Raw genomic sequence first — 26,637 nt, forward strand, 5'->3', positions numbered from 1 at the left:
GTAACCTCGCGGCATGCCTGACTACTTGACCGTATCCACCGCCACCGAGACCCGCGAACAGGCCGTCGCTCTCGCCCAGTCCGCTGTCGAGGGCCGGTTCGCCGCAGGCGCCCAGATCGTAGGGCCGGTGGCGTCCGTGTTCTGGCACGCCGGAACGTTCGGCACCGGCGAGGAATACCAGCTGTTCCTGAAAACCACCGCCGACCAATACCCGGACCTGGAGGCCCACCTGATCGAGCACCATCCCTGGAAGAACCCCGAGGTGACCGCCACTCCCATCGTCCGGGGCGCCGCCGCGTACCTGGAGTGGATCGCTCGCACGGTCGCCAACTAGGCGGTCCGCTCAACCAGTTCGGCGACCACCGGCACCGCACCGTGCTGGAGAGCGAGTACAGACACGACCTGCTCGATACGACGGCGGGGCCGGGGTGACGCCACCCCGTCGGCTAGCTCCAGCGCCCGGCCGGTCACACGTGCAGCCTCTTCCACCTCCCCGGCGGTCGTGTACGCCTCGGCCAGCCATGTCGAGTACAGCGATGCGTCCCGAGCGTGCGCGTCATCGAATCTCCCGAGCCCACGCACCAGCAGGGGCACCGCGCGCAGGGGCCGCCGTAGCTCTGTCCAGCAGCGGCCCGCCATGATGTCCAGCTCCACCTGGTCCACCCACGCCGACCATGCCGGCTGCGGGTCGCCCGCGTCGTCCGCGCCGAGAGCGGCACGCGCCTCGGCAAGGGCCACCTCCGTACCGTTCGCGTCCCCGGCGACGGCGCGGGCCCACGCGCACCGTTCCCACAGGAGAGCGCGCACTGTGACCGGGGTCTCCTCGGTGACCGCGTCGCACGAGTGAGCCGCTATCGCGGCGGCGGCGCGCGGGTCGGCGGCAACCGCCTGATAGGCGAGGTAGGCCAGCGCGTTGCGGGCGAGGTCCTCGGCGCCCGCGTCTTCGGCTGCCGACCGGCTCTCCCGGTACAGGCCGGCGGCCTCCCGTTCCCGGCCCCCGTCGAACGCTGCCCAACCGGCCTGCTGTGCCTGCTCGGCCGCGAGCGCCAGCAGCTGGCGTCCGGTGCTCTCGTTGTACGTGCGGTCTCGCAGGATGCGCCGCGTCCGCTGGTACTCGGCGGCATACAGGCGATAAGTGTCGCCGCCGCCGAGTACGTCGTCGAGGCGTCGCAGCCGGGCCGTGCGCTCCCTGAGGCGGACCACGGTGCCGGCGCCCACCCGCTGCGGTACGGACGGCGGCAGCACGTCGGGCAGTGTCGCGGCGAGACCCACGGCGCCCACAGCGAGGACGTCACGTCGACGGAGAGCCGCCGTGTCGGAGGTCGTCTCCCACGAGCGTGGAGCGAGCCCGACCATGTGCCCGGGTACCCGGAGCGCATCCGCGATGATGGCGATCTTGTCGTAGCTCTCGACACGTCCGCAGCCTCGCGCGAGCGCGCCGATGCCCTCCGGTTTGATGCCGCACTCGGCGGCCAGCTTCTGGTAGCTGATGCCCGCCTGTTCACGAGCCAGCCGGAAGACGGTCCCGAAGTCGTGAGCGCGCAACGCCTCGCACATCTCGGGGAGTTCGAGGACGTCGGCCGGCAGAGCCGTGGGCGGATGGGTCACCGTCCCAGCATCCCCCAATCGAGGCGCCCCCGTCCCCTTCGGGGGCCTACCCATGGTGGGGATACCCGTCGGTGGGATGGCAACCGTGGTGCGGGAGCGAAGGGTTGGGCGAGAGACCCGGCGACCGCGCGAACGGCCCCGGGCGTGGCCGACTGGATGGAGTCGACGTGGAGCAAAGTACCGCCCCTGTCCCCGTAGCGGCAGAGCAGGATCCGCCCGACCTTGAGACGATGCTCGCCACCGCGCACCGGGCACTCGCCCTCGCCGCACCCTCCACCGCGGCGGACGTCACGCTGCTGATCGAGCAGCTGCGCGGGCAGGTCGAGCTGATGGTCACCGAGGTCGAACCCCTCGCCACCCAGCACGCCGCCACCATGGAGGGTGCACTCGCCACCGTCTGCGTGGGCGAGGCCCGCCGCAAACTCGCCGCCGGCGCAGACATCCGCCCCCTCGCCTCCGCACGGCTCGCCTACGCCCGCCGCCTGGCCCGCGTCCTGTTCGCCCTGTGCGGCCACCACGCCAACCTCGGCGGTACGAGCTGATGGGCGAGCCGACGACGGCCGACGAAGCGACCTTGTCGCCGGAGTGCACCGTGGGCCGGCAGCCCGGCTACGGCGCCGTGCACGACATGTGCAACCAGACCAAGGACATCCCGCTCCCCTACGGCCGCGGCCTGCTCCTTCAACGGCGGTGCACGTGCATCTGCCACCGCTACCGGACGGCGGACGCCTCATGACCATGCGCTTCTGCCGCTACTGCGACGGCCCGCTCACCGACCCGGACGACACGGTCCTCCTCTGGCACGAGGAGGGAATGAGCGGCCCGGGGCGGGACGTCTACGCGCACCGCGCCCACGCCGATCTCGTCGAGCCGGACCCCGTCCTGCTCCGCATCTTCGCCCGCGTCCTGATCGCCAAGGCCGCACGATCGGACGACTAACCGCCCCGTAACCCCTGCCGCCAGCGGAAGTTGTCGGCAGCAGGAAGGCGGCCGTCTTCAGCTTCCCCCGGGCGGGGCGGTCGCCGCACAAGCTCCCGCTCGACCTCTGTACCCCAGTCTCGACGAGAGGACGGGTGGGTTCGGGTCGCGGCCGGTCGGTGCATCACGGCCGCGACCCTCGACTTGAACTTGACCATGGATTCGAAGTCTGTGTGGCATTCGGGGATTCGATTTATTCATTCAGACCGAGCGCCAGTGCCCTGTTGCACAGTCCGGCCACCCAATCCGCACCCGCCTTGGCATCGCCCCCACGTTCGGGTGGGATACCGCGAATATCCGGATGGCGGCCAATGTCGTCGGTACAGTCCCGGGCATTCACGCGCGAGGGTGCGTGAGCGACTGGGGGCACATATGGGGGTTCGGTTATCGGGCGGGATCGGCCCGTTGCGGGTGTCGGCGTCGCCGGGGCGCGCGGCGTCTGGGTTCCTCGGTCTATCGATCGCGGCGACCGTGGGCATGTTCAAGGTGATGTGGTGGATGCTGTACGCCGGGTACTGGATTCTTCGGGTCGTGTACTGGGAGGCGCCACGGGCCGGGTACCGGTGGTGGCAGCGCCGGCAGGCCGAGGGCGCCGTCAGTGGTGGCGCGTAGCCACGTATGCGGCCGAGTTGGACTCGGCCGCAACTGCTCATTGAGCCAGCACGACCGGTTCGGCCAACTTGGAGCGCATCCAGGGGTACGGGTCAGTGATGCTGGCACGTTTCACCCGGACGTCGTCGCGGGCCTCCAGGAGCGGGCCGGCGGCCGTGTAGTACCGTCCGCGCCCCGACCCGTGCGCGGCCAGGAGGCCAAGAGTGACCAGGTGCGCCAAGTCGCGAGTGGCCATTTGCCCTTCGATTTCCGCACGCTTCATGTAGCCGCTGCGTCGGATCCGATAGCCGAGAATCGTGTCGAACAGGGGGTCCATCACGCGTTCCGGGAGCGAGTAGCGCTCAACCAGAGCGTCAAGGTGGTTCCAGTACCGGTTGGCATCCTCGAAGCGCCGGGCCATCGTCTGGGCCTGCATGTGGTGGGCTCGGAGACAGAACGAAAGCCAAAGGTGAGCGTCAGGCCGGGGCGCCCACACGCCATGCCCGGTGTGGCCGAGGGCTGCGTAGTAGTCGAGAGTGTTGGCGGTGACCCCGAGCCATTCTTCGATGGACGAAAACGCTGGTTCGCCAATGTCGGAGCGGGTCAGCACGAGCGTTGCAAGCGCCCGAGCCATGCGGCCGTTTCCGTCTCGGAATGGGTGAATCATGACCAGATTGAGATGCGCCATCGCGGAGCGGACGACGGGGTCGTGGCCGTGGTCAGTGCGCAGATGTTCGGCCAGCGCTTCCAAGAGGTCAGCCACCAGGTCCGAGTCAGGCCCCTCGTACACCTGCTCGTCGGTGGCCTCGTTGTGGACGTAGATCGGCCCCTTGCGGTATCGACCGGGGGACTTGGACGGCTCGTGCTGCAACATCATGAAGTGCGTGGCTCGCAGCTCGGCGGTGCTGTACGTGGCGAGGTTGTCGTCACCGATGGCGAGCACATAACTCATTGCTCGCTGGTAACCCTTGATCTCTTCGAAGGTTTTCTCATCAGCGCTCATGGGCTCGTCATCGTCCAGTGCTGCGAGGGCGTCGTCTTCAGCAACGACGTAGCCCTCGATACTGTTGGAACCCTGGATGGCCTTAGCCAGGACGGAACGGCGCAGCCCGCCTTCCCACCGGCGAGGAGTGCGGAGGAAGCGCCGCATGTCTTTGCGCATCTGGTGGATCTCGCCCAGTACGCGATGGTCCTCACTGGTCAGGGGTGGGACCGTGTAGAGCGCCAAGCGCGATGACTGGTTCATATGTGCATTGTAGCCAATCGTTGACTACTTTAATTAGTCAACGAGTCGCGCTCCGGTCAAGGCTGCTGAAGTGACTGCGCCCGGCCGCCATGATGACGACCGGGAACAATTCCCTACCTGATGAATTCAGGCCGCATCCGGCCCATCATCACCACCCTGGACACGCCAGGCGTACCAACTCGCGGTGTCTACGTCGGCAGGCTTCGCCGACTCCCGCCGCTCCCCCAGCCGAGCAATGTGCAGCTCAGCCGCCGACCGCTCCTCCACATCGATCTGCGTGGGCTCCGGCTCGCCGTGGATACGGGCCGCATGCCGCTCTGCTGAGGTCGCTTTCCTGGTCTTGGGCTCCGTCACTTCTCCTCCAGCCCCGGGATCGCGGGCAGCTTCTCCAGCGAGTCCGCGAGCAGTCGGGCGATCATCACTGGCTTCGTCTTGGCCTCCGGGTTGAGGCCGACCGCGTGCCCGTTCACGGCCTGGTCGTGCAACTGGGCGGAGGTCACGACGTCCTGAAGCGCGGCCTGCGCGTCACCGAGGGCCCGCGCGTACCGGCGAACCGCGTACTCGAAGGCCTCGTCGTACTGCTGGCGGGCCGCCTTCGACGTGCTCGCGGCGGTGTCGTACAGCGCGCCGAGCGCGTCCCGCACCACGCTGTTGGCTTCCAACCGGGCCGCATGCCCGGTGGCCTTCTGCTCCGCTCGGGCCGCGGCCGTCAGCTTCTCGAACGCTGCGACCACCTTCGGCGGCATCACAGTGAGGTCGCGGGGCATCGCGAAGTTGTGGGCGCGGTCGCCGAGGATGGCAAACGAGCAGGGCGTTCCCTTGTCGAGCATGTTCTTCTCCTGTGGGTGCCGGGGTGCGGCAGGTTGCCGCACCCCTGGGTGTTCATGCGGCGGTCGGTCCGCCCGGTCCGTCCCAGTGATCCCAGGACGCGTCTGCGCCGAGCGCCTGGGCGGCCATCGCCTTGTCGTAGTCGGAGTACGGCCGTCGGTTCTCCCGCTGCCGCCTCACCGAGTCCTGGACCCGCGCGGCGATCTGCTCGGCCCGCTGCTGCTCGGCTTCCTGGCGGCGCTGTTCGCCGTCGGCTGCCCGCTCCTCGGCAGTCGGCTCGTCGGCCTGCTCCGCGAGCAACTGCGCGTTGCGCTCCTCGCGCTCCCTCGCCTGCCGCTCCGTACGCTCGGCGGCATCGGCCACGATCTTGTCGGCCCAGTCAGTCATCCCTGTCTCCTATCTCTCGGTGCGGCCTGGTCAGTCGAGGTCTTCGGGGAGCATGGCGAGGGCTTCCTTCAGCCCGCCGCGCAGCATCGCCAACTGCCGCCTGACCGGCGCTTCCAAGGCCGCGTGGGTGTCGAGGCGCACCGGAGGCTTCCCGGGCTTCGCGGACACGAACAGCGCCGCGGCCTCGCCGATCTCGTCGACGTGGTCGAGGGCCTCGCGGATGCTGGCCGCCGCCTTCTCCACCGCCCGCTGGAACGCGGACGCGGCACTGTCACGGACGGCGGTAGTGCTGGTGGCGCCCAACTCCGCATAGTGGGCGAGAGCCTCGTCGAGGCCCTGCTGCGCCTCACCGGACTCCTGCTTCAGACGCGCCTGGTCGGCGGGAGCTGCGGTGTCGCGGGCCCGGTCGGCAACAGCCTTCGCGGACGCGGCCTCGGCCAGCCGGTCGTACGCGGTACGGAGATCGGCGGGCAGGTGCGTCGGGTTGAGTTCGATCGTCATCGGCGGATTCAGCGGCCGGTTGAACGAGATCGTGGTGGTACCGGGCATGGGTTTCTCCTTGATGGTCAAGCGCCTGAAGCGCTCGGGCTGGTGTTGTCGAAGGTCGGGGCCAGTGCCCGGCCTCTCGCGGCGAGGTTCGCGAGCTTCTGGCGGTGCCGGCGGGCGAGCCCGGCACGGCGGGCTGCGGCGAGTTCCGCACGACGCTGCTTCTCCTGCTCGGCCTTGCGGGCTGCGGCGGCTATGCGGGCCTGGACGATGTCGTCGACGTTCATCGCCGCTCCCCCTGGAGCTGCGCCTCCAAGGCCGCGTTGTCCGCCTTCGCCTTGGCGAGCAGCTCGGCCGCGTGACGCTCCCGCTCGGCGAGTTCCGCGGCCGGAACCTGCTCGTGACGGTCGACCGCCCACAGGTCGCGAGGGTGCGCGTCGGTGGGAAGCCCGGCCGCCCGGCGTCCCCGGTGGATCATGTCGAGCAGCTCGTCGAACTGAACTCCAGCCGGGTCGACCACCGCCCGGTCGAGCGGCCAGTTCGCCCCCAACTCGCAGTGCACGCCGTGGAACCGGCACACCGGAGCGGCAGGCCGGCCGTGCTCCAGCCACTGGGCGACCGTGTCGAACATGCCGCTCACCGCAGGCACCCGCCCTCGACGCCGACAACCTCGTACGTCAGCACCCCGCCCGAGCCCACCAGGCTGAACCGGCAGGCGTCCTCGGCCTGGCGCTCGTAAGCCCGCGTGCCGGCCGCCGACCACAGGAGCGAGCCGTACGCAGCGGCCTCCGCCAGCGCGGACCGCTCGCTCGGCCGTCCGTTCTCCAGCCAGTCGACGACGATCTTCGGCAGACCGATCACGACCCCACCTCCTCGACGAGCCGCAGGTGACGGGCCGCCGCACGCTTCGCAGCGAGCGCCCGGTCCCCCGTCACACCGACCGCCGCAAGCCCGGCCTCGATCGCACCGATCACCGCCTCCGCCTGCTTCTCCGACACCTCGGCGAGACGCTCGTCGATCCGAAGCCGGGCAATCGCCGACAAGACGTTCGCGGCCCGGTCCATCGCCCTTTCGTACAGGCTGATTTCGGCGCGGAGTTGCTCGCCGCTGCCGCCCTGGTAGCGGATGCTGGACAACTCGTTAACGAGCGCGGCCGTCGCCTTCTGCCAGGCGAGGACTTCGCCCGCGAGTTGCAGCAGTTGCGCGAGCGGGTCCGAGACCGGCGTTACGCCCAACTCTGCGAGCAGTGCGCGGGCCTCGCCCTCGACCTGCCGGCGCCCGGCCGCGGTCTTCGCCTGGGGGCTGGCCCCTCCGTGCATACGGCAGCGGCTGCTCGCGGTCATGGGCGGGTTGTCGCAGGGTGAGCCGTCTCGGCATCGGGCCCCACATGTTGTGGACATCGGTTCCTCCCGGGGAGTTGGTGCATGGGGTCAGCCCGCTCGGGCTGGTGCATGGGGTCCGGTCTGGTCCGGACCCCCGGCGGCAGGTGGCCAGTGGCGTTTGGTGGGCCGGTTGTTGGCGTCCCGGAACCAGCAGGCGATGAGTGCGGATTGCTGCCAGCCGAGTCGGCGGTAGAGGGGCTCGATCGCCTTGTGGAGTTCGCTGCCGCCGGGTTGGCCGTACACGTACGACCGGAGTGCCGTGGCAAAGTCGAGGGCGCCAGCCCAGGTGAGCTGTCCGGCGAGGTCTCGGGCGAAGTTGGCGTGGTCGTAGATGTCGTCGGTGCGTACGCGTTCTGCGCGGTCGAGCCAGGGCTTGATGTCGATGGCCATGGCTCAGCACCCGACGTGTCGGTCGTTGCCGCGTGATGCCCAGTCGACGTCGAGGGTGGTGTGGCAGACGGTGCACACCGATCCCTCTGGCACCGCTGGTTCCCTCCCTAGAAAGGAGGAGGGAACCACCGCTGCTTGGGTGCCCGGTTCCCTGTGGTTCCCGACCGGTGCGGAACCGGTTTGACCTGCGGTTCCCTCGGTAGTGGTTCCGCTCCCGGGAACCGTTTCGTCGTCGCTGTCCGGGAACCGGTCTGGGAACCGGTCCTGAGTGCGGGCCCGCCGGATGTTGGCGACCTCCTGCAACTTCTCGTCACGGACCTGGAAGGCGAGTCGCTGACACTCGGTGCGGAGCCGGCGTCGGCCGTACTCGTTGGGCACGTTGGCTTGGTCGAGCCGCTGGACGATCCACGCGACGCTGCCTTCGGGGGCGGGGGGCGGGCCGTCCTGCGGGGTGTCCAGGGAGACCAGCACCAGGGAGGTCACCGGACGTCCGTCGGGCTTGAACTCGCCGTCGAGGGAGATCTTCTTGAGCCCGAATTCGAAGTCGCCGTCCTGGTCTTCGTCTTTCTGCTTGCCGGACTTGATCGTGAGGACGGTGTTCGGGATCCGGTCGCCCTTACTGGAAACGGTCAGCTCAGTTTGCAGAGCACTCTTCACGGCGGAGGCGCCGCGGCCGTGGCCGCCGACGTGGCCCGTGTGGTGAACCAGCGCGACGCACGCGCCAGTTGAGGACCGCAGTTGGTCCATGCGGTCAACGACCTTGCCCATCTCCGTGTTGGAGTTTTCCTCAACGCCGAGGGTGACGCGGGCCTGTGTGTCGATGACGATCAGGGCGGGTGCGATACGGCGCATGGCCTCGATCAGCACGTCCCACTCGGGGCTCGCTGCCTGTACGGGTCTGGCCAGGAACCGGACATTGTCCATGCGGAGGCCATGGTGCTGTTCCCATGCACGGACACGCTTGCGGATGCCCTGCTCGCCTTCGGCGACGAGGTAGACGACGAGCCCTTGGCGGACGTAGTGGCCGTGCCACTTCATGCCGGTGCCGACGTGTCCGGCCATGTCTAGGAGGACGAACGACTTGAACGTGCCGGACGGTCCGATGACCCGCGAGAGGGTGTTCAGGGCGAGGAGGTCGCCGACGAGGGGTTCAAGGGGCTTGATCTTGTCGAGGCTGTCGGAGTCGAGGAGGTCACCGAGCAGCCGGTCGACGGCCGCTTCGAAGTACTCCTCGGAGGACGTGGTCTCGGGGTCGAGCGGAGGCGCCTCGTCGTAGTCCTCGGGCGGTTGGTCGGCGCCTTCATCGAGGGGGACTAGGTCGTCGAGGGTGTGCCCGGCGGCAAGGTGGTCGGTGAGGTCGGCCTTCTCCCGGTTGCCGCGCCCGCGTACGACGCGGACGGATGCGGCCTTGCCCCTGAGGTTGCTGTACGCGGCGGCGGCATGTGCCCGGCCGGCATCGTCGTTGTCCGCGACGATGACGACGTGGGCGTCCTTGAGCATGTCGCCGTACTCCGGACGCCACTTCGGCCGCTGGTCGGACTTGGCGGCGCCTTCGTAGTTGCACGTGGCGGTGGCGCCGACGCGCTCGGCGGAGTGCACGTCTTTCTCGCCCTCGACGAGGTAGACCGTGTGGCCCTCGGCGATAGCTGCCACCACGGCGGGCATCCGGTACAGGACACGGCGGGGTGGCTTCGGGCCGCCGAACACTTCCTTGTACTGGCGGCGGCCCCCGGTGAGTGGCCGATAGACGCGGAAGGTCTTGGGCTCGCCGCGCTCCTTCACGAACAGGACGCCGCCCCGCTCGTCGGTGTACTCGTACGACGCGATCCATTCGGTCTTGCCGGGGGTCGGCTTGTCACGCAGCTTTGGCCAGCTGAGTCCGAGCGCGTCCAGCACGTCATCGGTGTGGCATCCGGCCTGGCAGAACACCAGGGGCTTGCCGTCCCTCTCGCTGACCGAGAGAGACGCGTTCCGATCGTCGTGGGCAGGGCACTGCCAGCCCGAGGCGCCGCTCCTGCGGCTGCCGTGGGCGTTCAGCTCCTCGATGATCTGGTCGTACTCGCTCACGCGGCCACGTCCGTCCCCAGCAGGTCGACCTGCTGGCCGTCGACGAGGTGCCGGTAGTAGCCAGGCCGTCCGGGGACCGCGACGGGCGGCCAGCCGGGCGTGGCCTGGACAGGGACGGCGGCCCTACGGGCGAGCGTGTCGAGTTCGGCGAGCGTCCTCCGGCTGGCCAGGGACGACCGGTTACGGGTCGCGTCGCGGAACCAGGCCATCAGCTCTTCCTCGTCCCCAAAGCGGCGCCAGAGTTCAGCGGCGGTGATCATCCCGGCGACCCTGCGGGGGTCGTCTTCGGGCAGTTGCCGCCACGCGGTGGACCCGTACTTGGGTGCGTCGTCCTGGCCGTCGAGGAGTTGCGTCACTGTGCCCGACGCCCACAACGCCATGGGTTCGACGGACCTGGCCATGTGGCTTGTTACGCCGCCGCTGCTCCCGCGGTTGGGCGGCGTGATCTTCTGGTTGTTCACGTCGTGCGTCCGTTCGCGAACGGCGAGGCAGGTGCGGGTTTTGGATCTCTCGGCCTCGCGATGGGCGTCTGTCGTGCGGGTTGCGGTGCGCCCGGCCGCCGGCCCTGCCGTCCTGCTCGTGGACGGACAGAGCGCGGCGGCCGGACGGGAGGTCACGCGTGGCCTTCGGCCTGGTCCTCGGCGCGCTGGATTCGCACGAGTTCCACCCATCCGCTCAGGACGTCCTTGAGGTGCTTCTCCCGCTGAACAGCGTCGAGTTGAGCCCACAGGCGGAGGCCGACGATCACAGGCAGTTCGTCGGGATAGCGCTGCTCGGTCTGGAGATAGGCGGCGTACAAGTCGCTGCCGTGAAAGCCGTCGACGACGTCCGCGAACTGCGTCTCACCGTCATCCGGAAGTGCTCGCTCGACGGCCGCGTCACCGTGGACGCGACGACAATCCGGGGAGGGATCGCCGACCGCGGCGGTGGCGCCGGCGATCCGCAGCAGATTCTTGGTGATCGCCTTGGTCTCGGCATTGGTGAACCGGGACGGTGAGCGCTCCAACTGGTGGGCGAGGGCGAGCCATGCCTCGTCGGCGGCCGTGCTGCGGAGGTAGGCGGCGCCGCAGGTGGCGTGCCACCAGGTGTGGAAGATCTTGGTGATCTTCTGTCCGGCGGCCGGGACCTTGCTGCAGCCGGGGCAGGTACTCCCCCACGTGGTGGTCTCGAAGACGTTGCCGCCCGTCGAGACGACCGGCCCGCCCGGGATGGGCCCCTGAGATTCGGAGATGGCGATACGGATCGGCTCACTCACGCGCCCGCTCCTGCCTGCTCGGCGCGGAGGTTGGCGGCTGCCGTCTCCCACATCTCCGGCAGTACGGCGATGATCTGCCGCATCGTGTCCTGGGGGTTCGGCATCCGGTTGGCGGCGACGGCCAGGTCGCGGACGAAGTCCTGCGCCCATGCCCGGCCGAGGTCGGTGAGGTGGCCGTCCTCGACGACGAGGGCGTCACCGGGCGCCTCGGCGAGGATCGCGGCAGAACGCGCGGTGAGTTCGGCGACGGGGACGGGCTCGGCGGTCCCGCTGGTGTAGCGACGAGCGGTCGTCGTAGGCTTCATCTGAAGCTCCTTTCGACGGCGGCGCATATGGGTTCTCGGCCCGCGCCGCCGTTCGGCTGTCAGAGGTCGGAGGGGGTTTCTCAAGGCCCTGCTGCTGACGCTGGAATCGCCGACAGCAGGGCCGTCTCATGCGGCGCTGGTGCCGTTCTGCTCGCGGTCGAGCTGCTGCACGTACTCGTGCAGGGCGTCCGCGGGAACGCGCCGGGCGCGGCCGATCTTGATGCTCCGCAGCTCTCCCGACGCGATCTTCGCTTTGCCGGTCGTGAGCCCCAGGCGAAGCACCGTCGTGCACTCTTCGGCCTTGTAGAGGATCTGGGACATGCGATCTCCCGAGTAGGTGGCGGCGCGTACCTGTCGCCGCTTGCTCACCACGACTCCAGAGAGTCGCCAACGGTCGCGCAAGTACGTGGCGCTACCTGCTCACGCGCGTGGAGTCACTTGCTCACGTCATGGCGCGCTGCCATGCTGAGCGCCATGGCATTGGCGAGTGGGGAATGGCGTATCGAATTCCGGCCCTGGGGATGGGTACGCCTCAGAGAAGAGGGCGGAGGACCGGACGTCTACCTTCGGTACGACCTCACTAAGAGCGGCAGCCACACGCGTCTAGATCTTCAGGACGTCGTCATCCGGGCGGGCGAAGCGGACGACGCACTCAGCGCGCGCACCTGGCGCCGTATCCCTTTCTCCACCATCGAGATGTACCTGACTGCGACGAACGCCGACGACATCATCACGGCGGACTGCGAAACCATCCCGCCATCGCTCGATGATCTCGACCGGTACTTCGACGTGACGAAGAGCTTCGGAACCTTCAGCGTCACGGAGCCGTCCGACCGCCTCGTGTCCGACGGTGCTGGTGCTGAACCGCAGCGCCCCATGCCGCAGGTCAAGCCGCCCGCGGGGCGACTGACCGACGAGTTCCTGGAAGACGTCGCGGATGCCTATCGCTGGTTCATCGAGGCGAAGACGGCACCCGCGCCAGCCATTTCCGAGATGGCCAAGACTCCGGTACGCACCGTGCACCGATGGATCTACGAGGCAAGGAAGCGGGGCATCTTGCCTCCCGCGCGATCAGGGAGGGCCGGATGAGCGGACGCAGGGGCAACGGGGAGAGCAGCGTCTACTTCTCTGAGGCCGACGGGAAGTGGCACGGCTGGGTCACGGTCGGCACGAAGGCGAACGGCGCTCCGGACCGGCGCCACCGCATGGGCGTGGACGAGGATGTCGTACGGGGCAAGGTGCGCCTGCTGGAGCGCGAGCGGGACGCGGGCAAGACGAAGAAGGCTGGCCGCCCGCCGACGATCGAGCAGTGGTTGACGACGTGGATGGACACGGCCTGCGCGCGCAAGGTGGCGGACGGGACCATGAGCCCGCGGACCCTGGACGACTACCGCTCGAAGTGCCGGCTGTACCTGTTCCCCGGGATCGGGAAGCACCGCGTCGACAAGCTCGCGGCTGAGCACCTCGATGCCCTGTACCTGAAGATGATCAAACAGGGGCTCGCATCGAGCACCGTGCTGAAGACGCACCGGATCATCTCGCGTGCGCTGAAGGTGGCCATGCAGCGGGACATCGTCGTGCGGAACGTCGCCACCCTGGTGGAGCCCCCGCAGGCCGCCGAGGAAGAGATCGAGCCCTTCAACCAGGCCGAGGCCCGAGCACTGCTCACCGAGGCTGCCGAGCGCCGCAACGGCGCCCGCTGGTCTGTGGCGCTCGCTCTCGGCCTGCGGCAGGGCGAGGCCCTCGGGCTGCGCTGGAAGTACATCGACCTGGACAACGGGGTCGCGAAGATCTGGTGGCAGTTGCAGCGGCTGACGTGGCAGCACGGGTGCGAGGACGCGCACGCCTGCGGCGCCAAGCATCACCGGAAGGCGTGCCGGAAGGGCTGCGTGACCCACAAGAACTACAAGCGCGGCTGCCCCAAGCCGTGTCTGAAGGACTGCACCGATCACGCGAAGGCCTGCCCGGAACGCAAGGGCGGTGGCCTGGTGTTCAGGGAGCCGAAGGGCAAGAACAAGCGGCTGGCGCCCATCCCGCCGCCCTTGGTGCCGCTGTTGAAGGCGCACCGGAAGGAGCAGCTGCGCGAGCGTCTGGCGGCCGGCGAGCTGTGGGAGGACCAAGGCCTCGTCTTCTGCCAGCCCACCGGGAAGCCGATTGATCCGCGCATGGACTGGGAGGAGTTCAAAGACATCCTCGAAGCGGCCGGCCTGCGGGACGCGCGGGTGCACGACAACCGGCACACCGCGGGCACGCTACTGATCGAGGCCGGGGTGAGCCCCCGCGTCGTAATGGAGATCCTCGGGCACAGCTCGATGCGGATGATGACGCGCTACACGCACGTCGCGTCGGTCCTGGCGAACGATGCGGCGAAGCGGATGGGGGACGCACTGTGGGGCTGACCGGGATTCGATCGAACGTACGACACGGATTGGTAACCGCAACTTGCGTTGCAACTAGGCGGAAGCCAAGATCACGAACTCGCTGGCAAATCGCGCCCGAAATAAGCAAAAGCCCCAGGTCACGGCGAGTGAGTCCTGAGGCTTCCACAGAGCCGCCTTCGGGATTCGAACCCGAGACCTACGCATTACGAGTGCGTTGCTCTGGCCATCTGAGCTAAGGCGGCGCGCTGTCCACACCATGGTGCGATCAGCAACGTCGGAAAGTCTACACAGTTTCCGGGGGTGCTCCGTACACCCCCCGGCAGCACCCCCGACCACGGCCGCACCGACGCTACGAGCAGCGCTTTCCCTTCGTCGGCGGGGTCCCGCGGAGCAGGTACGTGTCGATCGCGGAGTCGATGCACGTGCTGCCGCGGCCGTACGCGGTGTGGCCGTCGCCGACGTACGTGAGGAGGCGGGCCGACGAGAGCTGACGGGCCAGGGACTGGGCCCAGCGGTACGGGGTCGCCGGGTCGCGGGTCGTGCCGACGACCACGATCGGGGCGGCGCCCTTCGCCTCGATGCGGTGGGGTTCACCCGTGGCCTTGACCGGCCAGTACGCGCAACTCAGGGAGGCCCAGCCGAGGCCCTCGCCAAAGACCGGGGACGCCTTCTCGAACGCGGGGAGCGCCTGCTCGACCTGGTCGGCGGTCGAGAACGCGGCCGGGAGGTCGAGGCAGTTCACGGCGGCGTTGGCGAACATCAGGTTCGAGTAGCGGCCGTCGGCGTCACGCTCGTAGTAGCTGTCGGAGAGGACCAGCAGGCCCGCGCCGTCGTTCTCCTTCATCGCCGACGTCAGCGCCTCGCGCAGCTGCGGCCAGGCCGCCTCGTCGTACATCGCCGCAATCACGCCGGTCGTGGCGAGCGCCTCGCCGAGTTTGCGGCCGTCCGCGTCGCCGGTGGGGATCGGGTGCGCGTCGAGCTTGCGGAAGAAGGCCTTGAGGTTCGTGCCGACCTTGGCAGGTGTCGTGCCCTTGGCGCCGAGCGGGCAGTCCGGCTGCCGTACGCAGTCCTTCGCGAAGGACTGGAACGCCGTCTCGAAGCCCGCCGTCTGGTCGAGGTTCATCCGGCGCGCGGGGAGGGAGGGGTCCATCGCGCCGTCCAGGACCACGCGGCCGACCCGGTCGGGGAACAGCCCGGCGTACGTCGCCCCGAGGAACGTGCCGTACGACGCCCCCACGTACGTCAGTTTCCCGTCCCCCAGTACCGCCCGCAGGACGTCCATGTCCCGGGCCGCCTCGACCGTGGAGACATGGCGCAGTACGTCGGGCGAGTGGGCGCCGCAGCCCTCCGCGAACTTCTTGTACTCGTCGACGAGTTGAGTGGTCTCCCGCTTGTCGTCGGGAGTCGTGTCGGTCTGCGTGAACGTGTCCATGGCCCGCCCGTCGAGGCACTCGACGGGCTCGCTGCGGGCGACGCCCCGGGGGTCCATCGCGACCATGTCGTAGCGGGCGCGGACCGACGCCGGGTAGCCGATCCCGGCGTACTGCTGGAGATAGCCGACCGCCGAACCGCCCGGCCCGCCCGGGTTCACCATCAGCGAACCGAGGGGCTTGCCCTTGCCCGTGGCCTTCTTGCGGGCGACCGCGAGCCGGATGTCCCCGGCGGTGGGCTTGGCGTAGTCCAGCGGCGCCTTCATCGTGGCGCACTCGAAGCCGGGGACCCCGCACGTGCGCCAGCTGAGCTTCTGCCCGTAGTACCGCGCGAGCGTGGACGGCGTCGACTGCGGCAGCGCGGCCAGCACCACGGCCGCGGCCGGACTCGCCGCCGTCGTCGAACTCCCCGAGGAGCACGCGGAACACGCGGACACGAGGAGCGCGGCCACGGCGAGCAGCGTGCCGCCGGTCCGACGGCTTCGGCGGGCCCGACCGGGCCGACTGGGTTGGCGGAGGGAGCGCCTGATGTGCATCAGGCGATCGTAACGTTGCGCAACCACTTGAACGCCCTGTGTACACAATCCACCTCGGACGAGTTACGTCGTCAACCTCACGCCCGAAGGATCAGCCCGCTCTGAGCGCCAAGGTCATCGCCTCCACCGCGAGCAGCGGCGCCACATTCCGGTCGAGCGCCTCACCGCACGCGACGATCGCGTCGATACGGCGCAGCGTGGACTCCGGGGTACCGGCGCGGGCCAGCCGCTCCAGGGCGTCCTCGGCGTCCATGTTGGCGATCGCCACCCGCGAGCCGAGCTGGAGGGCGAGGACGTCACGGTAGAACGCGGTGAGGTCGGTCAGCGCGAGGTCGAGGCTGTCGCGCTGTGTACGCGTTCTCCGGCGCTTCTGCTTGTCCTCCAGGTCCTTCATCACGCCCGCGGTGCCCCGGGGCATCCGGCTGCCCTGGCCGCCGCCCATCGCCGCCTTCATCTCCTCGGTCTCCTTGCCGTCCACCTCCTCGGCCAGCTGCTTGGCGTCCTCCGCGGCGGCGTCGACCAGCTCCTGTGCGGCCTTGAGGCAGCCACCGACGTCGTCGACGCGCAGCGGCAGCTTCAGCACGGTGGCCCGGCGCTCGCGCGCGGCCGGGTCCGTGGCGAGGCGGCGGGCCCGGTCGACATGGCCCTGGGTGGCACGCGCGGCAGCCGCGGCCATGGCCGGTTCGATGCCTTCCCGGCGTACGAGCATGTCGGCGACGGCGTCCACGGAGGGCGTCGTCAGGTTCAGGTGACGGCAGCGGGAGCGGATCGTGGGGAGGACGTCCTCGATCGAAGGGGCGCAGAGGAGCCAGACCGTGCGGGGGGCGGGTTCCTCCACGGCCTTGAGGACGGCGTTGGCCGACTTCTCGTTCAGCCGCTCGGCGTCCTCTACGAGGATGATCTGCCAGCGGCCGGTCGCCGGCGAGGTGAACGACTTGCGGACCGTGTCCCGCATGTCGTCGGCGAGGATCTGCGTGCCCACGGCGGCGACGGTGGTGACGTCGGCGTGGGTGCCGATCAGCGCCGTATGGCAGCCGTCGCAGAAGCCGCAGCCGGGGCTGCCGCCGAGCGCGCGGTCGGGGCTCACGCACTGGAGCGCGGCGGCGAAGGCCCGCGCCGCCTGGTTGCGTCCCGCGCCGGGTGGGCCCGTGAACAGCCAGGCGTGGGTCATCTTCGACGCCTCCGGCGGGGGCGTGCCGGTGGTCGCCGCGGTGACGAAGGCGTCGGCGTCCCGAGCGGCGGCGTCGAGCTGCTCGCTCACCTTCTCCTGACCCACCAGGTCATCCCACACGGTCATGGGTCACCGGCCCTTTCGTCACGCTTCGAGTTACGCGATCCATTGTGCGGGCCACCACTGACAACGAGGGCCGGGGCAGTCGACGGGGGCCGGGGGCGGGAGTACGGAGCCGCCCCCGCCCGTCGCCGTCAGCCTCTGCGCCCCCGGCCGCGGCCCCGCCCGCGACCCGTGTCGTCGTCCTGGTCGAAGTCGCCGGCCTCGTGCGGGCCGAGCAGTTCGTCGGCCAGTGAGGGCAGGTCGTCCAGCGGAGTCTCCTCGGCCCAGTCGGGGCGCGGCCGACGTCGGGGGGTGCCCTGTTCGTCGACCTGGGGCAGTTCGCGGGTGCGGTCCTCGGTCCGGTCGGCCCGACCGGCCGGGCGCTCGTCGCGGAAGAACCCTTCGGGTACCCGACCCGACGGATCGTCGTCGCGCACCGGCGGCAGCACCGCGGTCTCGTCGACGGCACCGACCGGCGGCAGCACGGCCGTCTCCTCGGCGGCACCGACCGGCGGCAGGACCGCCGTCTCGTCCGCGGCCCCCGTGGGAGCGGGCGGCTGCGGCAGCTCCGCCGTCGTCTCGGAGTCGGGCGCCCCGGAGTCCCCGGACACGGACCGCAGTACGGCCGTCTCGTCCCGGGAACCGGAACCGGATCCGGAAGCCACCGGCCGCAGTACGGCCGTGTCGTCCGCCGGCCGCCCACCGGTACCCGCGCCCGCCGCCCCCGGCGCCTTCACCAACGGTGTCTGCACGGTCGACGCCTCGGACCTGACCTCCGGCGCGGCGGGAACCGGCGGAGCCGTCGGCTGCCGTGCGGCCACCTCCGCAGCGGCCGCCGCCTCCGCAGCCAACCGGCGTGCCTCCTCGGCCGCGAGCAGTGCCGCCTCAGCCTTGCGCTGCTTCTCGCGGCGCCGCTCCTCGGCCTCGGCGCGCAGCCGGGCCTCCTCCTCGGCCTGCTTGCGCAGCCGGTCGGCCTCGGCCCTGCGGCGGGTCTCCTCGGCGGCGCGGGCCTCCTCCTCGGCGAGGAGACGGGCCTTCTCCTCCTCGGCACGCCTGCGTGCGTCCTCGGCGCGCTGCCGGGCCTCCTCGGCCTGGCGTTCGGCCTCGCGGCGCTGGGCCTCCTCCAGCTCGCGCCGCTTGCGCTCCTCCTCCTCGGCACGCAGCTGGGCGAGCCGCTCCTGGCGCTCGCGCTCCAGGCGCTCCTCCTCCGCCTTGCGGGCGGCCTCTTCCTCGGCCTTGCGTCGGGCCTCCTCCTCCGCGGCCTTGCGCGCCTCCTCCTGGGCCTTGATCTCGGCCTCGGAGAGCGGCAGGACCGTGTCGAGGCGGTGCCTGATCACGGTGGTGACGGCCTCGGGCTCCTGGCCCGCGTCGACCACCAGGTAGCGGCCGGGGTCGGCAGCGGCCAGCGTGAGGAAACCGGACCGTACGCGCGCGTGGAACTCGGCGGGCTCCGACTCCAGTCGGTCCGGGGCCTCGGTGAAGCGCTCGCGGGCGGTCTCCGGGTCGACGTCCAGCAGGACGGTCATGTGTGGGACGAGTCCGTCGGTGGCCCACCGGTTGATGCGGGCGATCTCGGTCGGGGAGAGGTCCCGGCCCGCGCCCTGGTAGGCGACGGACGAGTCGATGTAGCGGTCGGAGATGACGACCGCGCCGCGCTCCAGGGCGGGCCGTACGACGGTGTCGACGTGCTCCGCGCGGTCGGCGGCGTACAGCAGGGCCTCCGCGCGGTGGGACAGTCCCGCCGACGACACGTCGAGCAGGATCGACCGCAGCCGCTTGCCGACCGGGGTCGCCCCGGGCTCGCGGGTCAGTACGACCTCGTGGCCCTTGCCCCTTATCCACTCGGCGAGGGCTTCGGCCTGGGTGGACTTCCCGGCGCCGTCGCCGCCCTCCAGGGCGATGAAGAAGCCGGTGGTCGCGGGCACGGTGTCGGGGTCGTCCCCGCCGAGCAGCGCGTCCCGCAGGTCGTGCCGCAGCGGTACGCCGGAGCGGTCGTCGACCTTGGCCAGCACCAGGGCGGCGACCGGCAGCAGCAGTGCGCCGACCAGCATCAGCGTGAACGCGGCACCGCCGTGCGCGAACACGAACTTGCCGTTCTCCAGGCGGTGCGGGCCGATCAGCGCGGCCACCAGGGGGGCGATCAGCGCGCCGAGCGCCACGGAGACCCGGACGACCGCGTGCAGGTGCTCGGTCGTGCGGGCCCTGCGGTAGTCCTCGGCCTCCTGGTCGAGGAGGGTGTGCCCGGTGTTGGCGGCCACGCCCGCGCCGATGCCGGCCAGGGTGACGATCAGCAGCACGGTGGTGACGTCCGGGACCAGTCCTGCGGCGAGCAACGCGATACCGGTGAAGGCGATCGCGAGCGTCAGCAGGCGGCGCCGGGACAGCGTGGGCAGCAGGGCGGGCGCCGTACGGATGCCGACCACGACCCCGCCGGTCAGGCCCAGCACCAGCAGTCCGAAGGTCACGGGACCGCCGTGCAGGTCCTTGGCCTGGAGGACGGACACGGCGACGGCGGCGGAGATCGCCCCGGCGACGGCCGCGCAGGCGACCACGAGCAGCGCGATCGCGCCCGTACGGCCCTTGTCGACGCCGCTGCCCGTCCTGGGGCGGCGCAGTCCTTCGAGCGGCGACCGCGCGCGTGGGGTGCGGATTCCGGGCAGTTCCAGGGCGGTCAGCACGGAGAGGGACGCGGCGAACAGTCCGGCGGCGACGTACGAACCGAGGGCGGCCTGGTGCTGGGCGAACCAGGCGACGCCCGTGCCCAGCAGGTTGTTGAGCAGCGCGGCCACGACGAGGGCGGCGGCGGCGAGGGGGATCGCGACGAAGCTCGTGCGCAGCGACAGCCGTCGTAGGGCGTCCATGTGGTCGGGCAGGGGCCGGACCGTGGCGCCCTCCGGGGGCGGGGCCGGAAGCAGGGCGGGGGCGGCGCTCTCGCGGCACACCGTCCAGAAGCGCTCGGCGACTCCGACGACGAAGGCGGTCACCAGGAGCAGGGCCAGTGCGTTGTCCGGAGTCCAGTCGATCCACAGGGGGGCAACGATCAGCAGCGCGGCCCGCAGACCGTCCGCGCCGACCATGGTCCAGCGCCGGTCGAGGGGGCCGTCCTGCGCGGTGAGCGAGGTGAGCGGGCCGAGGAGCACCGCCCCGAAGAGCAGTGTCGCCAGGATGCGCGCCCCGAAGACGGCCGCCACCGCGAACGCCACACCCCGATAGCCACCGCCGAACGAGCCCTGGGCGATGGCCGATTGGAGGGCGAGCACGACCAGGACCAGCAGGGCGAGGGTGTCACCGACACCCGTCACCAACTGCGCGCTCCACAACCGCTTGAGCTGCGGCCGGCGCAGCAGGGCGCGGACGGCACGCTCGCGGGAGTCCGCGACAAGGGCGTCGTCGGGGGCCGGCTGGTGGGCCGTTGGCTGCTCGGCTGGCGTCATGCTTTCAGCCTATCGGCAGCCACCGACATCGAGCCGCGCCCGCCCGGACCTGCGCACACCCCGACACCAAAGTGATGCCGGGGCGTTCGTTTCGAGACCTTGCGGTGCAGGAAGCGTGCGCGCCTCAAACCGCGGCGGCAGCCTGTCAGTCCTCGGACGTCACCTTGGAGGTGGCCGTCTTCTTGGCCGTCGCCGTCTTGGCGGCCGTGGTGGTCTTCTTCGCGGCCGTGGTGGTCTTCTTGGCGACGGTCTTCTTGGCCGTCGTCGTCTTCTTGGCGGGCGCCTTCTTGGCCGCCGTCTTCTTCGCCGGGGCCTTCTTCGCCGTCTTCTTGGCGGGCGACTTGGCCCGCTTCTCGGCGAGCAGCTCGTAGCCGCGCTCCGGGGTGATCTCCTCGACGCTGTCGCCGGACCGGAGGGTCGCGTTGGTCTCGCCGTCGGTGACGTACGGCCCGAAACGGCCGTCCTTGACGACGACGGGCTTCTCGCTGACCGGGTCGGTGCCCAGTTCCTTCAGCGGCGGCTTGGCGGCGGCCCGGCCGCGCTGCTTGGGCTGGGAGTAGATCTCCAGCGCCTCTTCGAGGGTGATCGTGAAGAGCTGGTCCTCGGCCGTGAGCGAGCGGGAGTCCGTGCCCTTCTTCAGGTACGGCCCGTAGCGCCCGTTCTGCGCGGTGATCTCGACGCCCTCGGCGTCCTTGCCGACGACGCGCGGCAGCGACATCAGCTTGAGGGCGTCGGCGAGCGTCACCGTGTCGAGGGTCATCGACTTGAACAGCGAGGCCGTACGCGGCTTGACGGCGTTCTTGCCGGTCTTCGGAGTGCCCTCGGGGAGCACCTCGGTGACGTACGGGCCGTAGCGGCCGTCGCGGGCGATGATCTGGTGGCCGGACTCCGGGTCGGCGCCCAGCTCGAAGTCGCCGCTCGGCTTGGCGAGCAGTTCCTCGGCGTGCTCGACGCTCAGCTCGTCCGGGGCCAGGTCCTCGGGGACGTCGGCGCGCTGGTGGTTCTCGGAGTCCTTCTCGCCGCGCTCCACGTAGGGGCCGTAGCGGCCGACGCGCAGCATGATGTCGTTGCCGACCGGGAAGGACGACACCTCGCGGGCGTCGATGGCGCCCAGGTCGGTGACGAGTTCCTTGAGGCCGCCCAGGTGGTCGCCGTCGCCGTTGCCGGCCTCGGCGGCGCCCGTCGCCTCGCCCTCGCCGAAGTAGAAGCGGCGCAGCCACGGCACGGCCTGGGCCTCGCCGCTGGCGATGCGGTCGAGGTCGTCCTCCATCTTGGCGGTGAAGCTGTAGTCGACGAGCCGCCCGAAGTGCTTCTCCAGGAGGTTGACCACGGCGAAGGACAGGAAGGACGGGACGAGTGCCGTGCCCTTCTTGAAGACGTAGCCGCGGTCGAGGATCGTGCCGATGATCGACGCGTACGTCGACGGGCGGCCGATCTCTCGCTCTTCGAGCTCCTTGACGAGGCTGGCCTCGGTGTAGCGGGCCGGGGGCTTGGTGGCGTGCCCGTCGACCGTGATCTCCTCGACGCTGAGCGCGTCGCCCTCGGCGACCTGGGGCAGCCTGCGCTCGCGGTCGTCCAGCTCGGCGTTCGGGTCGTCGGCGCCCTCCACGTAGGCCTTCAGGAAGCCGTGGAAGGTGATCGTCTTGCCGGAGGCGCTGAACTCGACGTCCCGGCCGTCGGAGGAGGTGCCCGCGATCTTCACGGTGACGGAGTTGCCGACCGCGTCCTTCATCTGGGAGGCGACGGTCCGCTTCCAGATCAGCTCGTAGAGCCGGAACTGGTCGCCGGTCAGGCCGGTCTCGGCGGGCGTGCGGAAACGATCACCCGAGGGGCGGATCGCCTCGTGCGCCTCCTGCGCGTTCTTGACCTTCCCGGCGTACACGCGCGGCTGGGCCGGCAGGTAGTCGGCGCCGTACAGCTGCGTCACCTGGGCGCGGGCGGCCTTGACCGCCGTGTCGCTCAGGGTCGTGGAGTCCGTACGCATGTAGGTGATGTAGCCGTTCTCGTACAGCTTCTGCGCGACCTGCATGGTGGCCTTCGCGCCGAAACCGAGCTTGCGGCTGGCCTCCTGCTGGAGGGTCGTCGTACGGAACGGGGCGTACGGCGAACGTCGATACGGCTTCGACTCGACGGACCGGACGGCGAAGTCGGTGTTCTCCAGGGCGGCGGCCAGCGCGCGGGCGTTGTCCTCGTCCAGGTGGAGGGTGTTCGCGCTCTTGATCTGCCCCAGGGAGTCGAAGTCGCGGCCCTGGGCGACCCGCTTGCCGTCGACGGCCTGGAGGCGGGCGACGAGCGACGACGGGTCGCTCGCGTCACCTGCCCGGCCGGTCCCGAAGGTGCCGGTCAGGTCCCAGTACTCGGCGGAACGGAACGCGATGCGCTCGCGCTCCCGCTCCACCACGAGCCGGGTGGCGACGGACTGCACACGGCCGGCCGACAGGCGCGGCATGACCTTCTTCCAGAGGACCGGCGAGACCTCGTAGCCGTAGAGGCGGTCGAGGATGCGGCGGGTCTCCTGGGCGTCGACCAGGGGCTGGTTGAGGTCGCGCGGGTTGGCGACGGCGGCGCGGATCGCGTCCTTGGTGATCTCGTGGAACACCATGCGCTTGACCGGGACCTTGGGCTTCAGGACTTCGAGGAGGTGCCACGCGATGGCCTCGCCCTCGCGGTCCTCATCGGTGGCGAGGAAGAGTTCGTCGGAGTCCTTGAGGAGGTCCTTGAGCTTCTTGACCTGGGCCCGCTTGTCGGCGTTGACCACATAGATCGGCTCGAAGTCGTGGTCGACGTCCACACCGAGGCGGCGCACCTCGCCGGTGTACTGCTCGGGCACCTCCGCGGCGCCGTTGGGAAGGTCGCGGATGTGCCCGACGCTCGCCTCGACGACATATCCGGGGCCGAGGTAGCCCTTGATCGTCTTCGCCTTGGCAGGGGACTCGACGATGACGAGTCGGCGGCCGCCGTGTGCGGTCTCGCTGGTCGGGGACAACTTCGCTCTTCTCTCCGGTCGACGCTGGGGCCTCCCCCGAAGCCGCTCGGCCCGGGGTCGGGTCATGGTGACGCTGCGGAGTGTGACGGTACATCCCGCCCCCGTGTCAAACGGGAAAAGCCCGCAACGGCCACTCGAACGGTAACCCGACTACCGCCATTCCTGCCGCCCGGAGTCCCCACCGGCCTTTTCGGGGCGATCCGGAGGGTGATCCCCCGGTTACCCGCGCTCCGGCCGGGCCGCGGTGCTCAGACGTGCAGGAAGCACCAGGTTCCGAGGAGGAGCGCGGCGAGTGCCACGACGCCCGCGAGGGTCGCCGATGCGACCGGGTTCACACCCTGGGCGACGGGTTCGCGGTGCCGCACCCGCACCACGGTCCACAGCAGCAGCGCGCCTCCGAACAGGGCGAACACCAACCCCGCGAAGATCGCCGGCCCGCTCTCCATGCGTGTCCCCTCCCGACCCGGATACCCCGGTCCGGGAGGCTGGCAGCCGTGGGCGACGGGCGGGCCAACCCCCGGTGAATTCCCGGCGCACAGCCCTCAGGCGGCCGTGCCCGAGGACGATATCGCCCCGGTCGTCCTGGAGTGGTCCGCCTGGCCCACGGTGCACACGACCGAGTTGAATCCGGCCTTCCAGTTGTTCTCGTCGGACAGATATCCGTAGACGGACCGGTCGCTTCCGGGCGCCCAAGTCGACTCGAACTTGTTGCCGCACAGCTTGTTCCCCTGCTGAAGCGCCTCCTCGAACGCCATCGTCTTCGGAGCCGTCACAAAACCGATCACCTGGTCGGTGTGCTCGTCGGCGCAGTCGGTCAGGGTCGCGGTGAAGTACGTCTTGTGGTCGACGTACAGCCAGCAGTCGCCGACGCTCATCTCGGTGGTCCACACGTTCGCCCCGGTGTCCCTGAAGCGCCCTATCTCGCCGCCTATCGGCACATGACGGCCGAGTACGAGACACGCCGTACCGCCCCCGGCCGCCCCGAAGCCCGCCTGTGTCGGCGTGAGGGCGTAGACGTCCGCGTCGGCCAGGGAGTCGGCCGCCGCCTTCGCCTTGCCCGCGCACCGCTCGGCCCCGTGGTCGCGGGCGTCGGCGAAGTCGCTCGCCGTGTCGACCGCCATCACCTGGCCGTCCGGAACGTCGTGCGCGCAGCTCACCACCCCGAGGTTGGGCAGCGACCGGAACGCCGTCCCGGTCCACACCGCGTGCACGCAATCGCCGGTCTGTAGCGCCCTCTTGAGACCGACCTCCTGGCCGTACGGATACTCGGAGCCCGCCGGCGACGACACGGAGGACGACGCGGAAGGGGACGCCTTCTTCGTCGCCGCCGTGTCCTTGCCGCCGGTCAGCGTGGTCACCGCCCACACCCCGCCGGCGACCACCAGCGCGACGGCCACCACGAGGGCGACGACCGCCGCGACCGGCTTCCGCCGTCGCGGCCCACCGCCCGGCGGCCCCGCCGCGTGCATCGGGCCGCCCGGATACGTCGGCCCCTGACCGCCCGCGTACGGCGGCGGCACCGCGCCGCCCTGGTAGGACTCCTGCCGGGCACCCGGATACGCCCCCTGGTAGGACATCGTGGGGCTGTTCGCGTACGGATTCCACTGGCCGTACGCCCCACCCGAACCGGCCTGCCCCTGCGGGGCGTACGGCGACGCGGGGCCGCCCGGAGTGTTCGGCGTGTTGGGGGTGTTGGGGGTGGGCGGCGCACCCGGGGTCTGGGGGCCGCCCGGGGTGTTCGGGGTGCCCGGAGTGGGCCGGCCCGCGGGCGTGTAGCCCCCGAGGGCGGCCGCGGACCGGTCACCGTACGGCGCGGGGCTCTGATGGGTGGCCCCGGGGCCACCGCCTCCCGGGGTCCGGGGGCCGTAGGGACCACCGCCCACGACGTATCCGGGCGGCCCGCCCTGGACTTGCCCCGGAGGCTCACCCTGGAACTGGCCCGCAGGCCCGCCCTGGAACTGGCCCTGAGGTCCGCCAGGGGCGTGACCCTGGGCTCCGCCGGGGACGTGACCCCGAGGTCCGCCAGGGACGTGGCCCGGCGGACCGAAGTCGGCGTTGGCCGCAGGCCCGAAGTCGGCGTTGCCCGGCGGTCGTTCGGGGGTGGACCAGCCGACCGGTGCTGGGCCGAAACCCTCCGGCACCGGTGTGTGCCCCGGTACCGGACCGGCCGACAGCGCGACCCGCTCCAGGCCGTGTGCCGCCGTCTCCGGTGTCGACCTCAGTACCGGGTCCTTGACGAGCAACCCCTGGAGCACAGGCGCCAGTTCGCCCGCGCGGACGGCGGGCGCGGGCTCCTCGCCGAGCAGGGCCGTGAGGGTCGCGTAGTCGCCGTGGCGGTCGAAGGGGCCGCGGCCCTCGACGGCGGCGTACAGCGTGGCGCCCAGGGAGAACAGGTCGGCGGCCGGAGTGGGCGGCTCGCCGCGGGCCCGCTCCGGAGCGAGGTAACCGGGTGTGCCGAGGATGCCGGCGGTGGCGGTGAGGCGGGGTTCACGGGACTCGGGCTGGAGCGCGATGCCGTAGTCGGTGAGCAGCACGCGCGCGTAGGGATCGCCCGAAGCGTTCGGCGCCAGAAGGATGTTGGCCGGTTTCACATCCCGGTGCAGGATGCCGATGCGGTGTCCGGCGGTGAGCGCGTCGAGGACGGCGAGGCCGATACGGGCGACCTGTGCGGGCGGCAGCGGCCCGGAGCGGCGGACGACCGCCTGGAGGTCGACGCCGTCGGGGACGTACTCCATGACGATCCAGGGCAGGCCCTCGTGGATCACCACGTCGTGCACGGTCGCCACATGCGGGTGGCCGCGCAGCCGGGCGGCGTGCCGGGCCTCGCTGCGGGCCCGCGCGATGCGGTGCGCGGGCTCGCTCGCGTCCCTCGGGACGTCCGGCAGCGAGATCTCCTTGATGGCGACCTCGCAGGCCAACTCCTCGTCGTACGCGAGCCATACGCGGCCCATCCCGCCCGCGCCGAGCGTGCGCAGCAGTCGGTAGCGTCCGTTGACGATCCTGCCTTCACCCTGCTCCGGTGTATCCCCGGCCATCACGCCTCCCCCGAGACGGCGCGCCTCCCCCGAGGACGC

At 70.5% G+C, this 26,637-nt stretch carries 29 protein-coding genes and 1 tRNA gene; 7 read left to right on the forward strand and 23 right to left on the reverse strand.

Annotated elements, in window-relative coordinates; translation table 11 throughout:
- Positions 1–13 precede the first annotated feature (13 nt).
- The gene (gene cutA / locus ACWIHT_RS25255; RefSeq protein ID WP_456170494.1) at positions 14–334 is read left to right on the forward strand and encodes a divalent-cation tolerance protein CutA; all 321 of its coding nucleotides are present in this window, start codon (positions 14–16) and stop codon (positions 332–334) included.
- Here the strand turns inward: cutA and ACWIHT_RS25260 are convergent.
- Complete coding sequence (locus ACWIHT_RS25260; protein ID WP_456170495.1) at positions 331–1,608, reverse strand: helix-turn-helix domain-containing protein; 1,278 nt, start codon at positions 1,606–1,608, stop codon at positions 331–333. The two genes, cutA and ACWIHT_RS25260, sit on opposite strands and share 4 nt — an antisense overlap.
- A gap of 167 nt (positions 1,609–1,775) precedes the next feature.
- Here ACWIHT_RS25260 and ACWIHT_RS25265 point away from each other — a divergent pair, with 167 nt between their 5' ends.
- From ACWIHT_RS25265 to ACWIHT_RS25280, 4 genes are all read left to right on the forward strand, one after another.
- A complete protein-coding gene (locus ACWIHT_RS25265) occupies positions 1,776–2,150 on the forward strand; it encodes a DUF6415 family natural product biosynthesis protein (protein WP_456170496.1) in 375 nt (124 codons plus the stop codon).
- A complete protein-coding gene (locus tag ACWIHT_RS25270) occupies positions 2,150–2,344 on the forward strand; it encodes a hypothetical protein (protein WP_456170497.1) in 195 nt (64 codons plus the stop codon). Before ACWIHT_RS25265 ends, ACWIHT_RS25270 begins: the two co-directional genes overlap by 1 nt.
- A complete protein-coding gene (locus tag ACWIHT_RS25275) occupies positions 2,341–2,547 on the forward strand; it encodes a hypothetical protein (protein WP_456170498.1) in 207 nt (68 codons plus the stop codon). The genes ACWIHT_RS25270 and ACWIHT_RS25275 overlap by 4 nt, the downstream gene beginning before the upstream one ends.
- A 510-nt stretch (positions 2,548–3,057) precedes the next feature.
- Positions 3,058–3,198 (forward strand): hypothetical protein, encoded by a 141-nt coding sequence (locus ACWIHT_RS25280; RefSeq protein WP_456170499.1) that lies wholly within the window; start codon positions 3,058–3,060, stop codon positions 3,196–3,198.
- Between the two features lie 37 nt (positions 3,199–3,235).
- Here ACWIHT_RS25280 and ACWIHT_RS25285 read toward each other — a convergent pair whose 3' ends face one another.
- The 15 genes from ACWIHT_RS25285 to ACWIHT_RS25355 form a co-directional block, all read right to left on the reverse strand.
- Positions 3,236–4,423, reverse strand: coding sequence for a Fic family protein (locus tag ACWIHT_RS25285; protein WP_456170500.1), 1,188 nt, complete (start codon positions 4,421–4,423; stop codon positions 3,236–3,238).
- Between the two features lie 126 nt (positions 4,424–4,549).
- The gene (locus ACWIHT_RS25290; protein ID WP_456170502.1) at positions 4,550–4,777 is read right to left on the reverse strand and encodes a hypothetical protein; all 228 of its coding nucleotides are present in this window, start codon (positions 4,775–4,777) and stop codon (positions 4,550–4,552) included.
- Positions 4,774–5,253 carry a hypothetical protein gene (locus ACWIHT_RS25295; protein WP_456170503.1) on the reverse strand — a complete coding sequence of 160 codons (480 nt, stop codon included), beginning with the start codon at positions 5,251–5,253 and terminating at the stop codon, positions 4,774–4,776. Before ACWIHT_RS25295 ends, ACWIHT_RS25290 begins: the two co-directional genes overlap by 4 nt.
- A gap of 52 nt (positions 5,254–5,305) precedes the next feature.
- Positions 5,306–5,638 (reverse strand): hypothetical protein, encoded by a 333-nt coding sequence (locus ACWIHT_RS25300; RefSeq protein WP_456170504.1) that lies wholly within the window; start codon positions 5,636–5,638, stop codon positions 5,306–5,308.
- Positions 5,639–5,668: 30 nt separating this feature from the next.
- On the reverse strand, positions 5,669–6,187 hold the full coding sequence (locus tag ACWIHT_RS25305; protein WP_456170505.1) for a hypothetical protein: 519 nt from the start codon (positions 6,185–6,187) through the stop codon (positions 5,669–5,671).
- 17 nt (positions 6,188–6,204) lie between these two features.
- Entirely contained in the window at positions 6,205–6,411 is a 207-nt protein-coding gene (locus ACWIHT_RS25310; protein WP_456170506.1) for a hypothetical protein, read from the reverse strand.
- A complete protein-coding gene (locus tag ACWIHT_RS25315; protein WP_456170507.1) occupies positions 6,408–6,755 on the reverse strand; it encodes a hypothetical protein in 348 nt (115 codons plus the stop codon). The genes ACWIHT_RS25310 and ACWIHT_RS25315 overlap by 4 nt, the downstream gene beginning before the upstream one ends.
- 5 nt (positions 6,756–6,760) lie before the next feature.
- Positions 6,761–6,985 carry a hypothetical protein gene (locus ACWIHT_RS25320; protein ID WP_456170509.1) on the reverse strand — a complete coding sequence of 75 codons (225 nt, stop codon included), beginning with the start codon at positions 6,983–6,985 and terminating at the stop codon, positions 6,761–6,763.
- Entirely contained in the window at positions 6,982–7,524 is a 543-nt protein-coding gene (locus tag ACWIHT_RS25325) for an HGGxSTG domain-containing protein (protein WP_456170510.1), read from the reverse strand. The genes ACWIHT_RS25320 and ACWIHT_RS25325 overlap by 4 nt, the downstream gene beginning before the upstream one ends.
- A 30-nt stretch (positions 7,525–7,554) precedes the next feature.
- Positions 7,555–7,896: a hypothetical protein gene (locus ACWIHT_RS25330; protein ID WP_456170511.1), complete on the reverse strand. Its 342-nt coding sequence runs from the start codon at positions 7,894–7,896 to the stop codon at positions 7,555–7,557.
- Positions 7,897–7,899: 3 nt separating this feature from the next.
- On the reverse strand, positions 7,900–9,963 hold the full coding sequence (locus ACWIHT_RS25335) for an AAA family ATPase (RefSeq protein ID WP_456170512.1): 2,064 nt from the start codon (positions 9,961–9,963) through the stop codon (positions 7,900–7,902).
- Positions 9,960–10,364: a hypothetical protein gene (locus tag ACWIHT_RS25340; protein ID WP_456170513.1), complete on the reverse strand. Its 405-nt coding sequence runs from the start codon at positions 10,362–10,364 to the stop codon at positions 9,960–9,962. Before ACWIHT_RS25340 ends, ACWIHT_RS25335 begins: the two co-directional genes overlap by 4 nt.
- Positions 10,365–10,576: 212 nt before the next feature.
- The gene (locus tag ACWIHT_RS25345; protein ID WP_456170515.1) at positions 10,577–11,218 is read right to left on the reverse strand and encodes a hypothetical protein; all 642 of its coding nucleotides are present in this window, start codon (positions 11,216–11,218) and stop codon (positions 10,577–10,579) included.
- Positions 11,215–11,523, reverse strand: coding sequence for a hypothetical protein (locus ACWIHT_RS25350; RefSeq protein ID WP_456170516.1), 309 nt, complete (start codon positions 11,521–11,523; stop codon positions 11,215–11,217). The genes ACWIHT_RS25345 and ACWIHT_RS25350 overlap by 4 nt, the downstream gene beginning before the upstream one ends.
- A 126-nt stretch (positions 11,524–11,649) precedes the next feature.
- Complete coding sequence (locus ACWIHT_RS25355) at positions 11,650–11,892, reverse strand: excisionase family DNA-binding protein (RefSeq protein ID WP_456170517.1); 243 nt, start codon at positions 11,890–11,892, stop codon at positions 11,650–11,652.
- A 105-nt stretch (positions 11,893–11,997) separates the two neighbouring features.
- Between ACWIHT_RS25355 and ACWIHT_RS25360 the strand changes: the two genes are divergently transcribed.
- Together ACWIHT_RS25360 and ACWIHT_RS25365 are read left to right on the forward strand one after the other, a co-directional pair.
- Positions 11,998–12,612 (forward strand): hypothetical protein, encoded by a 615-nt coding sequence (locus ACWIHT_RS25360; RefSeq protein ID WP_456170519.1) that lies wholly within the window; start codon positions 11,998–12,000, stop codon positions 12,610–12,612.
- On the forward strand, positions 12,609–13,922 hold the full coding sequence (locus ACWIHT_RS25365; protein WP_456170520.1) for a tyrosine-type recombinase/integrase: 1,314 nt from the start codon (positions 12,609–12,611) through the stop codon (positions 13,920–13,922). Before ACWIHT_RS25360 ends, ACWIHT_RS25365 begins: the two co-directional genes overlap by 4 nt.
- A gap of 150 nt (positions 13,923–14,072) precedes the next feature.
- Here the strand turns inward: ACWIHT_RS25365 and ACWIHT_RS25370 are convergent.
- The 7 genes from ACWIHT_RS25370 to ACWIHT_RS25400 all read right to left on the reverse strand — a co-directional run bounded on the left by ACWIHT_RS25370 (position 14,073) and on the right by ACWIHT_RS25400 (position 26,598).
- Positions 14,073–14,146 (reverse strand) — tRNA-Thr (locus ACWIHT_RS25370).
- Between the two features lie 107 nt (positions 14,147–14,253).
- Positions 14,254–15,870, reverse strand: coding sequence for an alpha/beta hydrolase (locus ACWIHT_RS25375; protein ID WP_456170521.1), 1,617 nt, complete (start codon positions 15,868–15,870; stop codon positions 14,254–14,256).
- A 91-nt stretch (positions 15,871–15,961) separates the two neighbouring features.
- Positions 15,962–17,167, reverse strand: a complete 1,206-nt coding sequence (locus ACWIHT_RS25380; protein WP_456170523.1) for a DNA polymerase III subunit delta' — start codon at positions 17,165–17,167, stop codon at positions 15,962–15,964.
- A gap of 128 nt (positions 17,168–17,295) precedes the next feature.
- Entirely contained in the window at positions 17,296–20,577 is a 3,282-nt protein-coding gene (tmk, locus tag ACWIHT_RS25385) for a dTMP kinase (RefSeq protein ID WP_456170524.1), read from the reverse strand.
- Positions 20,578–20,722: 145 nt separating this feature from the next.
- The gene (topA, locus tag ACWIHT_RS25390) at positions 20,723–23,563 is read right to left on the reverse strand and encodes a type I DNA topoisomerase (RefSeq protein ID WP_456170525.1); all 2,841 of its coding nucleotides are present in this window, start codon (positions 23,561–23,563) and stop codon (positions 20,723–20,725) included.
- 248 nt (positions 23,564–23,811) lie between these two features.
- Positions 23,812–24,009, reverse strand: a complete 198-nt coding sequence (locus ACWIHT_RS25395; protein ID WP_399123155.1) for a hypothetical protein — start codon at positions 24,007–24,009, stop codon at positions 23,812–23,814.
- Between the two features lie 96 nt (positions 24,010–24,105).
- Positions 24,106–26,598, reverse strand: coding sequence for a protein kinase domain-containing protein (locus tag ACWIHT_RS25400; protein ID WP_456170526.1), 2,493 nt, complete (start codon positions 26,596–26,598; stop codon positions 24,106–24,108).
- Between the last annotated feature and the right edge of the window lie 39 nt (positions 26,599–26,637).

The organism is Streptomyces sp. NPDC002276, assembly GCF_053891435.1.